This window comes from Enterobacter cloacae complex sp. ECNIH7, from assembly GCF_002208095.1.
GTDB lineage: Bacteria > Pseudomonadota > Gammaproteobacteria > Enterobacterales > Enterobacteriaceae > Enterobacter > Enterobacter cloacae_M.
Genome location: NZ_CP017990.1, coordinates 1,188,493 through 1,200,542, shown reverse-complemented (window position 1 = coordinate 1,200,542; position 12,050 = coordinate 1,188,493). Strand labels below are relative to the sequence as shown.

Below are 12,050 nucleotides of genomic sequence, written 5' to 3'. Positions count from 1 at the left end.
TTACTCGGTTTTTTGGTTTTCGCCAAAAAGGAACACCCACAACGAAAGGAGACGGAATGCACCACGCCACACCGCTTATCACCACCATTGTTGGTGGACTTGTGCTCGCTTTTATCCTCGGCATGATTGCCAATAAGCTGCGTATTTCTCCTCTTGTCGGCTATCTGTTAGCGGGTGTACTGGCGGGACCGTTTACGCCAGGCTTCGTGGCGGATACCAAGCTGGCTCCTGAGCTGGCGGAATTGGGCGTGATTCTGCTGATGTTTGGCGTCGGCCTGCATTTTTCCCTGAAGGATTTGATGGCGGTAAAGTCGATCGCCATACCGGGAGCGATCGCCCAGATTGGGGTGGCGACGCTGCTGGGGATGGCGCTTTCGGCGGTGCTGGGCTGGTCGTTAATGACCGGTATCGTATTTGGGCTGTGTCTCTCAACCGCCAGCACCGTGGTGCTGCTGCGCGCGCTTGAGGAGAGACAGCTCATAGACAGCCAGCGCGGGCAAATCGCGATAGGCTGGCTGATTGTGGAAGACCTGGTCATGGTCCTGACGCTGGTGCTGCTGCCAGCCGTCGCCGGGATGATGGAAAAAGACAACGTCGGCCTGACCTCGCTGGCGCTGGATATGAGTATCACCATCGGTAAGGTGGTGGCGTTTATCGCCATCATGATGCTGGTGGGACGCCGTCTGGTGCCGTGGATCATGTCCCGCAGCGCGGCAACCGGCTCACGCGAGCTGTTTACCCTCTCCGTGCTGGCGCTGGCGCTGGGTATCGCTTTTGGTGCCGTAGAGCTGTTTGATGTCTCCTTTGCCCTGGGCGCGTTCTTCGCCGGGATGGTGCTGAACGAGTCCGAGCTGAGCCACCGTGCGGCGCACGACACTCTGCCGCTGCGCGATGCCTTCGCCGTGCTGTTCTTCGTCTCCGTCGGGATGCTGTTTGACCCGATGGTCCTGATTCACCAGCCGCTGGCCGTGCTGGGCACGCTGGCGATCATCATCTTTGGTAAGTCGCTCGCCGCCTTCTTCCTGGTGAGAATGTTCGGCCACTCCCCTCGTACGGCGTTGACCATCGCCGCCAGCCTGGCGCAGATCGGTGAGTTCGCCTTTATTCTGGCCGGTCTGGGCATGGCCCTGAACCTGCTGCCGCAGGCGGGGCAAAACCTGGTGCTGGCGGGGGCGATCCTGTCGATTATGCTGAACCCGGTGCTGTTTGCCCTGCTGGAAAAATACCTCGATAAAACCGAAACGCTGGAAGAACAGACGCTCGAAGAGGCCATCGAAGAAGAGAAGCAGATCCCTGTGGATATTTGCAACCACGCCCTGCTGGTCGGCTTTGGCCGCGTGGGCAGCCTGCTCGGTGAGAAACTAATGGCGCAGGGCATTCCGCTGGTGGTGATTGAGACCTCACGCACCCGCGTCGACGAGCTGCGCGAGCGCGGTATTCGTGCGGTGCTGGGCAATGCAGCAAACGAAGAGATCATGAATCTGGCGCATCTGGACTGCGCGCGCTGGCTGCTGCTGACCATACCTAACGGCTATGAAGCGGGCGAGATTGTGGCTTCCGCGCGCGCGAAGTGCCCAACGATTGAGATTATCGCCCGGGCGCACTATGACGACGAGGTGGAGTACATTACCGAGCGCGGGGCAGATAAGGTGGTGATGGGCGAGCGCGAGATTGCCAACACCATGCTGACGCTGCTGGAGAAACCGCCGGTTGAAGAGGCTGTGACGGGGTAAGTTGGTGCGGCCTGATGCCCTCACCCTGACCCTCTCCCACGGGGAGAGGGAACAAACACTAAAAACGGCAACCACAGGTTGCCGTTTTGCTTTTACCTTGTGCGGCCTGATGCCCTCACCCAGGCACTCTCCCTCGGGGAGAGGGAACAAACACTAAAAACGGCAACCAGGGTTACCGTTTTGCTTTTATCTGTCCCAGTAGGCCTCTTCGAGGCTGTCTTCTCTTTCAGGCAGACCGCGCGTTAAGCGTGGGGAGTGCTGGTTCAGCACCTGATAGCTCACGCGGTTGGCATATTTACACACCTGCGCCAGCGAGGAATAGGTCAGCCAGCTGAACTTGTGCTTGCTGGAGTTCGGCACGTTGGTTTTGTGGTAGGCGTTCGCGGTGATGTCGTGCAGCAGCGCGGCCAGCGCGCCGTCGCCCGCACCGTTGGTGTTCATGATCTTCTCCGGCCCGCCCATGTATGGCGCGATATGAGAGTAGATACGCAGCGGATTCAGGCAATCTTTGTAGCGCATGCCGCGGCTGAACTCGTACTGGTTGAACTCGGCAATCGCACCGGGCAGCAGCGGGTGCTGGGTTTTGCGCTTGCTCTCTTCTTCCGTGAAGCCCGCCATGTACAGCCCAACCGGGCCGGCGGTGCAGAGCACCAGATCAACCCAGTCCAGCGCTTTGTCAGACGCCAGCAGCGGATCGCTTTCGCCGGTCAGCGCTTCGGCCTCTTCTTCGTTCATCGCCAGAATCGAGACGTGCTCTTTCAGGAACGCCTGCCACCACTCCGGGTTATCGGCGATAACAAATTTCGTGCCCAGCGTCAGAACGACAGGCACGTTGTATTTCTTCGCGTACTCGATCGCCTTCATGGTCGCTTCCGGCATCGGCTCGCCCGGCTTACAGCGCACCAGGTAGGAGGTCAGCACCAGCGCCGAGGCGCCCGCAATCACCTCTTCCGGAATACTCTCGGCGCGCAGCTTGTTCATATGACCCGGGCTGATGGCAAAAGTACGCTCGCCGGAATCGCTAATCAGCGTAAAGCAGCGGCCAATAGGCCCGTCGACGCCCTGAAGGTAGTTCAGATCGGTACGGCTGGAGGTGTTGCAGAGATAGCGGTAGGCATAGCCGCCGATTTCGATATTGCTGCACATCACGCCCAGCAGCACCGAGCGGTCGTCTGCCAGCACGGAGTAGTTGTGCATGGTATTGCCGATGGTGCCACCGGCGAACTGATGGGTAATCAGGTTTTCGCGCACCAGCTCCTGGTACAGCGCTTCGGCAACGTCGTCCTCAATCACCAGCGAGTGACCGGCGCTCAGACCGTAACGGGCGACAAACGCATCATCCACTTTCGCTTCAATGTCCACCAGCGTCTGATCGATACCGACGACCCATGCCGCGCTGGTTTCGTTTTCAGGCTGGATTTGCTGCAGGAGCGGATCGCGGGCATCGACGGGGAAGTAGTGTTTGGATTTGCGTTTACCGGGAAATTTCATGGTCTGAACTGTACGAAGAATATGGGCCGGGAATGGTAGCACAAACCCGGCCCGGAGTGCGATCAGCGGCTGTTCGTTACCAGCGAGACCATCATGTCGATATGCTCGGGCGAGTCGTTAAGCGCCGGAATGTACTCGTACTTTTCGCCGCCAGCCTCAAGGAAAAATTCCCGGTTTTGCACCGCGATCTCCTCCAGCGTTTCCAGACAGTCGGCCGAGAAGCCCGGCGACATCACCTGAATGTGCTTCACGCCCTTCTCACCCAGCATTTTGAGAGTTTCATCGGTATAAGGCGTCAGCCACGGCTCGCGGCCGAAACGCGACTGGAAGGTCATCATCACCTTCTCCGGCGGCAGGCCAAGGGCGGAGACCAGCTCGCGCGTGGTATCGCGGCAGCGCTGCGGATAATCATCCCCTTCATTGGCGAAACGCTGCGGGATCCCGTGATAGGAAAGGAGCAGCAGATCCGGCTCGCCGTGCTTTTCAAACGACGCGCGCACGCTGTTGGCGAGCGCCTTGATGTAGAGATCGTTATCCGCATAGTCGCGAATAAAGGTCACGCCCGGAATGCGGCGGCGGGTCGCCAGAATGCGGGCCAGCTCGTCCCAGACGGCGGCCACCGTCGAGCAGGAGTATTGCGGGTAGAGCGCCAGCACGACGATATGGTCCACGCCCTGCGCCAGCAGTGATTCCACCGCGCTTTGCAGGGACGGTTTTCCGTAGCTCATGCCGAGCGCGACGGGCATATCCGGCAGGCGGGCGGCCAGCGCTTTTTCCTGGCGACGGCTGTAAACCATCAGCGGCGAGCCCTCTTCCATCCAGACGGACTGATAGAGTTTGGCGACGCGCGGAGAACGAATCGGCAGAATGACGCCACGCAGCAGTGGCCACCACAGCAGTCGCGGGAAATCCACGACGCGCGTGTCGCTTAAAAATTGTCGCAGGTAGCGTTTTACCGCGTCTGATGTAGGTGCTTCTGGAGTGCCCAGATTGGCAAGCAGGATGCCGGTTTTCGCCTGACTCATTCACGCCTCTTAACCATTTGATAGGTTGTCAATTGTAGCGGAAATGCGTTTAAACGAAACCCATTGCTGTAATAGGTAAGATGAGAATATTTCTCACCCGGGAGCCCGGGTGAGAGGCGCGCGATTAGCCGAGGATTTTTTCCAGCTCTGCACGTACGTCAGCCACGGCTTTGGTGCCGTCAACTTTGGCGTATTTGGTGTTACCCGCCTGCGCTTCTTTGGTGTAGTAGCCGATCAGCGGCGCGGTCATCTGATGGTATTCCACCAGGCGTTTACGCACGGTCTCTTCCTGATCGTCTTTACGGGTGGTCAGCTCTTCGCCGGTCACGTCGTCTTTGCCTTCAACCTTAGGTGGGTTGAATTTGATGTGGTAAACGCGGCCAGAAGCAGCGTGTACGCGACGGCCAACGATACGGTCAACGATCAGCTCGTCCGGCACGTCGAACTCCAGAACGTAGTCCACGTTGATGCCCGCTTCTTTCATGGCGTCAGCCTGAGGAATGGTGCGCGGGAAGCCGTCCAGAAGGAAACCGTTACGGCAATCTTCCTGAGCAATGCGCTCTTTGACCAGAGCAATAACCAGCTCGTCGGTCACCAGCTTGCCTGCGTCCATGATGTCTTTCGCTTGTTTACCCAGCTCGGAGCCAGATTTTACAGCGGCGCGCAGCATGTCACCGGTGGAGATTTGCGGAATACCGTATTTCTCCATGATGAACTGAGCCTGAGTTCCTTTACCCGCGCCCGGAGCGCCAAGCAGAATAATACGCATTGCGAAAATCCCCTCAAAAGTCGTTTCAATTTTTCAAAAGCGCTAAACAATACCACCAGAACGGGCATCGCTCAAGGAAGGCGGGAAGGCTGAAACGGTTAACGAGGGGAGATTATTTGGGTTAGTGTGGTCTGGTGCCCTCACCCCGGCCCTCTCCCACGGGAGAGGGAGAAGGCCAGGGGAGGCGTGCTCAATTACGCCAGCAGCAGCGCATTCACACGTTTAATGAACAGGTTAGGATCTTCCAGCGTGCCGCGCTCGGCCAGCAGGGACTGATCCAGCAGCAGTTCAACCCACTCGGCAAAGCGGGCGTCGTCCTGGGTATCCGCCGCGCGTTTCACCAGAGGATGATCCGGATTAAGCTCAAAGATATATTTCACTTCCGGTACCGCCTGGCCCGCCGCAGCGAACAGCTTCGCCATCTGAGTACTCATTTCGTCGGCATCGGTGGTGACAATCGCCGGAGTGTCGGTCAGACGGTGCGTGAAGCGCACCTCTTTCACGCGCTCGCCCAGCAGGGTTTTCACGCGCTCAACGAACGGCTCCAGCGCCTTCTCGGCTTCTTTCGCGCTTTCGTCCACTTCATCCGCCAGCTTGTCGATGGATTCGTCGGCTTTGGCTACGGACTGGAACGCCTTACCGTCGAACTCGGTCAGGTAGTTCATCATCCACTCATCGATGCGGTCAGAAAGCAGCAGCACTTCGATGCCTTTCTTACGCAGCAGCTCCAGGTGCGGGCTGCTCTTCGCCGCCGCGTAGCTGTCGGCGGTGATGTAGTAGATCTTCTCCTGCCCTTCTTTCATGCGGGAGACGTACTCTTCCAGCGACACGGTCTGCGCGGAGGAGTCGGTGTGCGTAGAGGCGAAGCGCAGCAGTTTGGCGATGGTTTCAACGTTCGCGGTGTCTTCTGCCGGGCCTTCTTTCAGCACCAGGCCGAACTGTTTCCAGAAGGTCTGATATTTTTCAGCATCGTCTTTCGCCAGTTTTTCCAGCATCTGCAGCGCACGTTTGGTCAGGGCGTTGCGCAGGTTACGGGTGACGGTGCTGTCCTGCAGAATTTCACGCGAAACGTTCAGCGGCAGATCGTTGGAATCTATCAGACCGCGCACAAAGCGCAGGTAGTTCGGCATGAACTGCTCGGCGTCGTCCATGATGAACACGCGCTGCACGTACAGCTTCAGGCCGTGCTTGTGATCGCGGTTCCACATGTCCCACGGTGCCTGTGCCGGAATGTACAGCAGGCTGGTGTACTCCTGCTTACCTTCCACGCGGTTGTGGCTCCAGGTCAGCGGGTCGGTAAAGTCGTGGGCGATGTGCTTGTAGAATTCGTTGTACTCGTCGTCTTTAATTTCAGACTTGTTGCGCGTCCACAGCGCCTGCGCCTTGTTGATCTTCTCCCAGGAAACCACGGTTTCACCGTCTTTCTCTTCCTGTTTTTCAATCTCAACCGGCAGCGCGATGTGATCGGAGTATTTGCTGATGATGGAGCGCACGCGCCAGTCATTCAGGAAATCGTCTTCCCCTTCGCGCAGGTGCAGGGTGATTTCGGTCCCGCGATCCGCTTTGGTGATGTCATCAACGGTGTACTCGCCTTCCCCTTTGGATTCCCACAGCACGCCGTTCTCGGCGCTGTCGCCTGCCGCACGGGTGCGCACGGTAACTTTGTCGGCCACGATAAACGCCGAATAGAAACCGACGCCGAACTGGCCAATGAGCTGGCTGTCTTTCGCCTGGTCAGAGCCCATGGACTCGAGGAACGCTTTGGTGCCGGATTTGGCGATGGTGCCGAGGTGGTCGATCACCTCGTCGCGGTTCATCCCGATGCCGTTATCGGCGATGGTCAGGGTGCGGTTCTCTTTATTGAACGAGACGCGCACGCGCAGCTCGCCGTCGCCTTCGTACAGGTCCGGGTTAGACAGCGCGCGGAAGCGCAGCTTGTCCGCCGCGTCCGAGGCGTTGGAAATCAGCTCACGCAGGAAAATTTCTTTGTTGGAATACAGGGAATGGATCATCAGGTGCAGAAGCTGTTTTACTTCTGACTGGAAACCACGGGTTTCTTGTCCTTTCATCTATGTCGACCTCAACAATGCCATTTAATGGGGTTTTAAAACGTTGAGTGAGAGATGGGGATAAGGGGGGAAATTTTCAAGCGGAGGCCGCGCGCGCAGCCTCCGTTTGGTCAGAAAATAATCTTGTGACGTCCGGCCAGAGAGTGCGACAGCGTGGTGCCGTCGACCATTTCCAGCTCGCCGCCCACCGGCACGCCGTGGGCGATGCGGCTGGCGTCAACGCCGTACTGCGAGCACAGTTCGGCGATGTAGTTGGCGGTTGCCTCCCCTTCCACCGTTGGGTTGGTGGCGAGGATCACCTCTTTGATGGTTTCGGACTCAAGACGCTGTTCAAGGCGATCAAGACCGATATCATCCGGGCCAATACCGTCCAGCGGGGAGAGATGCCCCATCAGCACGAAGTAGCGGCCGGAAAACTGCCCGGTTTGTTCGATGGCGTAGATGTCCGCCGGACTCTCCACCACGCAAATCTGACCGTTTTCCTGACGACGCGGGTTCGTACAGATGTTACACACCTCCTGCTCGGTAAAAGTGCGGCAATCCGCACAGTGACCAATTTCTGACATGGCGCGGGTTAAAGCCTGCGCCAGGCGCATCCCGCCGCTGCGGTCGCGCTGCAATAGCGTAAACGCCATGCGCTGCGCCGACTTCGGGCCAACGCCCGGCAGGCAGCGCAGTGCTTCCATTAACTGCGTGAGCAGCGGACTGGTTTGCATCAGAATGGCATCTTGAAGCCAGGCGGCAGCTGCATACCGCTGGAAACAGAGGCCATTTTCTCTTTCTGAGTTTCGTCGATACGGCGAGCGGCATCGTTAAACGCGGCTGCAACCAGATCTTCAAGCATCTCTTTGTCGTCTTCGAGCAGGCTCGGGTCGATTTCCACGCGACGGCAGTTGTGCGCACCGTTGATGGTCACTTTGACCAGCCCGGCACCGGACTCACCCGTGACTTCCAGCTGAGCGATCTCTTCCTGCATCTTCTGCATTTTTTCCTGCATCTGCTGAGCCTGCTTCATCAGGCCACCCAGACCGCCTTTTCCACCAAACATAGGCTTCTCTCTTCTTTCACGTTTAAGGATTACAACCGTAAGTCAGACTCACGATCAAATGGGGCGGATACTCTCTTCATCCAGATCGGCGTCGAAGAACCGGCGCAGGGTCTGAATGTTGTTATCCGCAATAATCGCCTCGCGCGCCTGCGCGAGCTTTTCTTCATAAATGGCCTGGCGCCACTCAAGCGGCGTTTTCACTGCCGGATTATCATCTTCAATGATAGTCAATTCAACCGGTGCGCCCTGTAATGCGGTGAGCGCCTCCGCCAGCGCCTTTTGCGCGCCAGGGGAATTGAGGTGCCGCTGACCCGGACGCAGGTGCAAACGCACCTGATTGCCGTCCTGCTCTTTCCAGGCATTCAGCGCGACCTGCTCGACCAGCTTCGGCAGCTGGAGTTTGCTGACCTCGGCGGCCCAGGCGTCGCGCGCAATGGACTCTTCGGCAAGCTTCGCGGAAAGCTCCGGCGTTTTCTCATGCTCCAGCGCCTTTTTCAGCGCTTTCGGCGTGGCGACCTCTTCCTTCACCGTTTCAGTGATGGTGGTTGCCTTCCAGCGGTAAGCCTCTTCTTTCACCGGGGCTTTCTGCTCGAGCGCAGACGGTGCAGGACGCGACTGTACGCGCTCCGTTACCGAGGCCAGACGTTCAAGCGCGGCGTTGTTCACCGGCCGCGCTCTTCCTGGCGCTGCCGGTTCACTCTTTTTTGGTTTGGTTACTCCCTGCGCACGCTGCAGCTGGCTGCGTGCGGCAAGCACCGAACTGGTGGCATCCGACAGCGGAACGTTCTGCTGTGGCGGCGGCGTCGGCTGCGGCGGCACCTGCTGCGGCGACATCACCGCCGTAGGGGCGACCGGCGCGAAAGACTGCCGCGGCGCTTCCGGCTCCGGCAATGGCATGCGCGGATGGAATGCCAGCGCGCGCAGCAGCGTCATTTCAACGCCCATCCGTGGATCCGGCGCGAACGGTAATTCTTTGCGGCCTATCAGCAGCGTCTGGTAATACAGCTGCACGTCGGCAGGCGGCACGGTGCGGGCAAGCTCACGCATCCGCTGTTCAATAGCGGCCATATCCGCACCGATGGCGGACGGAGAAAGCTGCAGCATCGCCACGCGGTGCAGCAGGCTGAGCATCTCAACCAGCAGCCCTTCCCATTCGATACCCCGGGCAGCGGCGGCATTCACCTGCGACATCACGCGTTCGCCGTTGGCGGCGATCATCGCTTCGATAAGCGACAACGCCTGATCGTCATCCAGCGTGCCGAGCATGGTGCTGACCGCCTCGGTGGAGAGCTTGCCGTCACCGCTGGCAATCGCCTGGTCGGTCAGGCTGAGCGCATCACGCAGGCTGCCGTCCGCCGCGCGGGCCAGCAGCTGCAGGGCGCGCGGTTCGTGGACAATTTTTTCTTCATCAAGAATGTGCTCAAGCTGCGCGCGGATCTGCTCAACGTCCAGCGCCTTCAGGTGGAACTGCAGGCAGCGCGACAGGATGGTGACAGGCAGCTTTTGCGGATCGGTGGTCGCCAGCAGGAACTTCACGTGCGCGGGCGGCTCTTCCAGCGTTTTCAGCAGGGCGTTAAAGCTGTGGCGCGACAGCATGTGCACTTCATCGATCAGGTAGACCTTGAAGCGGCCGCGCGCCGGGGCGTACTGCACGTTATCGAGCAGATCGCGGGTATCTTCCACTTTGGTGCGCGAGGCGGCGTCGATCTCGATCAGATCGACAAAACGCCCCTGCTCGATCTCGCGGCAGTTATCACATACGCCGCACGGCGTGGCGGTGATCCCGGTTTCGCAGTTGAGACCTTTTGCCAGCAAACGGGCAATAGAGGTCTTACCTACGCCGCGGGTGCCGGAGAAAAGATAGGCGTGATGGATGCGACCTAGCGACAAGCCGTTCGCCAGGGCCGTCAGCACATGTTCCTGACCGACAACGTCAGCAAAGGTTTGTGGTCGCCATTTACGGGCTAACACCTGATAACTCATGGGCAGGCTCTGCAACGCTGGAAGGTGAATTTATGGAGGGGAATGCTATCACAACCTCACCCATTGAGCGAGGTTGTGAAAACCGGGATTAATGACCCGGGAAAGGCACCAGGCTGTAGCTGGTGATGCCCTGTTTTTCCAGGCGCTGTTCACCGCCGAGATCGAACAGGTTGATGATGAATGCCGCGTCGGTCACTTCCCCACCCAGACGACGAATCAGCTTCACGGTCGCTTCAATGGTACCGCCGGTTGCCAGCAGATCGTCGACCACAAGCACCTTGTCGCCAGGCTTGATCGCATCAACGTGGATCTCCAGCTGATCGGTGCCGTACTCCAGTTCATAGCTCTCAGCAATGGTTTCACGCGGCAGTTTGCGCGGCTTACGCACCGGCACAAAACCCACGCCCATCGCCAGCGCAACCGGTGCGCCAAACAGGAAGCCACGGGCTTCGGTACCTACTACTTTGGTGATCCCGGCGTTTTTATAACGCTCGACCAGCAGTTCAATGCTGAGCGCGTACGCTTTCGGGTCTTCCAGCAAGCTGGTGACATCACGGAAAAGAATGCCAGGCTTTGGATAGTCCTGGATGCTTTTGATGCTGTTTTTCAGATATTCAAGCTGCTGTGCAGTTGCGGTCATCGGTTTTGCCTAAATGAAACAGTGTTACTCACAGCGCGCAACGAGTCGGCCAAGGCAACAATTGTTTAACCTTTGACCAGGCGCACCTGTGCTCGAAAACGGTCGAATTTACTGGCTGTGCGCAATAATTGCAACAGTCATGATAAGGCTTCAGTGCTTTTGTTGCTTTTCATCAACCACGGGGATCCGCCACATGAAGATAAGCAGGCAGGAGAGGATCGCCAGCAGAAGAATACGTACCCACATCATTTTCACCAGCCATAATGAAATAGCGAAGGTGATGAGGATCACCGCGATCGCGCGCGGCTTCGCGCCGGGCGGCATGGCCCGGTGTTTTTGCCAGTGCCGTAGATAGCCGCCAAACCATGAGCGATAGAGCAGCCAGTGGTGAAAACGCGGCGACGAGCGGGCGAAGCACCAGGCAGCCAGCAGGATAAACGGCGTGGTCGGCAGCAAGGGTAAAAACACGCCCAGCGTGCCAAGCACTACCGCGAGCCAGCCAATGATGATTAAAATAATACGCTTCATAATGCGAATCGTTATCAAACTGAACGGCTACTTTACCACTGGAGAGCGCCTTGAAAACAGCACTGCTTCTTGAGAGGCTGCAAAATCAGCTCGTTGCTCTGCGGGAGCAGGCTACACCGTTGATGGGGCACGCCACGCTGAAACCGCGCTTTGACCGGCAGCTTTTTCGTACCCGCAGCACCGTCATTCAGGATTATCTGGCAGAAGCGCAGACCAACCTCGACGAGCTTCGCCATGCGGTTGAGAGTGAACAGCAGGAACAGGTGGCGTGGCTTGCGGAGCATCTCACAGAGCAGATCACCGCTCTGCATCGCGAAATCGCCGCCTGGCCGCTGCGCGCCTGGGACAGCGCCTCGCCGGGGCTCGGTAAATGGCAGCGCAAGCGGCTGGAGAACCAGGAGTTTGAGCGCCGGCTGTTTGAGATGAAGCGCGAGCGCGAAACGCGCCTGAACAACAGCGAAACGCTGGAAGAGCAGCAGCTATTGATGCGCGAGATTAGCGCACTGGAAGGACGCATCGTTCGCTGCCGTCAGGCGCTGGATGAAATTGAGCGCGTGATTGAACGCCTGACCCGTTAACAGGAGCCACATCTATGTCACTGGAAAATGCACCCGATGAGGTCAAGCTGGCCGTCGATTTAATTATGCTGCTGGAGAATCATGAGATCCCCGCCGAAACGGTACTTAAGGCGCTGGAGATTGTACGGCGGGATTTTGAAGGTAAATTACCCTCACCCCGGCCCTCTCCCTGAGGGAGAGGGGGAA

11 protein-coding genes, 1 pseudogene and 1 other annotated feature are annotated in these 12,050 nt (G+C 58.3%); of the genes and pseudogenes, 3 read left to right on the top strand and 9 right to left on the bottom strand.

The window, feature by feature from the left end; translation table 11 throughout:
• Positions 1 to 56 precede the first annotated feature (56 nt).
• The gene (gene ybaL, locus WM95_RS05785) at positions 57 to 1,733 is read left to right on the top strand and encodes a YbaL family putative K(+) efflux transporter (protein ID WP_063409371.1); all 1,677 of its coding nucleotides are present in this window, start codon (positions 57 to 59) and stop codon (positions 1,731 to 1,733) included.
• Positions 1,734 to 1,919: 186 nt separating this feature from the next.
• On the opposite strand, the gene WM95_RS05780 is transcribed toward ybaL, so the two are convergent.
• The 9 genes from WM95_RS05780 to WM95_RS05740 all read right to left on the bottom strand — a co-directional run bounded on the left by WM95_RS05780 (position 1,920) and on the right by WM95_RS05740 (position 11,286).
• On the bottom strand, positions 1,920 to 3,224 hold the full coding sequence (locus WM95_RS05780; protein ID WP_023310611.1) for an inosine/guanosine kinase: 1,305 nt from the start codon (positions 3,222 to 3,224) through the stop codon (positions 1,920 to 1,922).
• A 62-nt stretch (positions 3,225 to 3,286) separates the two neighbouring features.
• Positions 3,287 to 4,249: a ferrochelatase gene (hemH, locus tag WM95_RS05775; RefSeq protein WP_063409372.1), complete on the bottom strand. Its 963-nt coding sequence runs from the start codon at positions 4,247 to 4,249 to the stop codon at positions 3,287 to 3,289.
• A 124-nt stretch (positions 4,250 to 4,373) separates the two neighbouring features.
• The gene (adk, locus tag WM95_RS05770; RefSeq protein WP_006809841.1) at positions 4,374 to 5,018 is read right to left on the bottom strand and encodes an adenylate kinase; all 645 of its coding nucleotides are present in this window, start codon (positions 5,016 to 5,018) and stop codon (positions 4,374 to 4,376) included.
• A 194-nt stretch (positions 5,019 to 5,212) separates the two neighbouring features.
• Complete coding sequence (htpG, locus tag WM95_RS05765; protein WP_023310609.1) at positions 5,213 to 7,087, bottom strand: molecular chaperone HtpG; 1,875 nt, start codon at positions 7,085 to 7,087, stop codon at positions 5,213 to 5,215.
• Between the two features lie 110 nt (positions 7,088 to 7,197).
• Entirely contained in the window at positions 7,198 to 7,803 is a 606-nt protein-coding gene (gene recR, locus WM95_RS05760) for a recombination mediator RecR (protein ID WP_023310608.1), read from the bottom strand.
• Entirely contained in the window at positions 7,803 to 8,135 is a 333-nt protein-coding gene (locus WM95_RS05755) for a YbaB/EbfC family nucleoid-associated protein (protein WP_003858972.1), read from the bottom strand. Before WM95_RS05755 ends, recR begins: the two co-directional genes overlap by 1 nt.
• A 54-nt stretch (positions 8,136 to 8,189) precedes the next feature.
• Positions 8,190 to 10,118, bottom strand: coding sequence for a DNA polymerase III subunit gamma/tau (gene dnaX / locus WM95_RS05750; RefSeq protein ID WP_023310607.1), 1,929 nt, complete (start codon positions 10,116 to 10,118; stop codon positions 8,190 to 8,192).
• Positions 8,796 to 8,860, bottom strand: a sequence feature (DnaX frameshifting element). (Overlaps the previous gene by 65 nt.)
• Before the next feature lie 88 nt (positions 10,119 to 10,206).
• Entirely contained in the window at positions 10,207 to 10,758 is a 552-nt protein-coding gene (apt, locus tag WM95_RS05745; RefSeq protein ID WP_000127359.1) for an adenine phosphoribosyltransferase, read from the bottom strand.
• Positions 10,759 to 10,908: 150 nt separating this feature from the next.
• A complete protein-coding gene (locus WM95_RS05740; protein ID WP_063409373.1) occupies positions 10,909 to 11,286 on the bottom strand; it encodes a DUF454 family protein in 378 nt (125 codons plus the stop codon).
• A gap of 50 nt (positions 11,287 to 11,336) precedes the next feature.
• Here WM95_RS05740 and priC point away from each other — a divergent pair, with 50 nt between their 5' ends.
• The gene (priC, locus tag WM95_RS05735) at positions 11,337 to 11,864 is read left to right on the top strand and encodes a primosomal replication protein N'' (protein WP_063409374.1); all 528 of its coding nucleotides are present in this window, start codon (positions 11,337 to 11,339) and stop codon (positions 11,862 to 11,864) included.
• A gap of 14 nt (positions 11,865 to 11,878) precedes the next feature.
• Positions 11,879 to 12,047: pseudogene (rsmS, locus tag WM95_RS05730) on the top strand (pleiotropic regulatory protein RsmS); the annotation flags it as partial.
• Positions 12,048 to 12,050 lie beyond the last annotated feature (3 nt).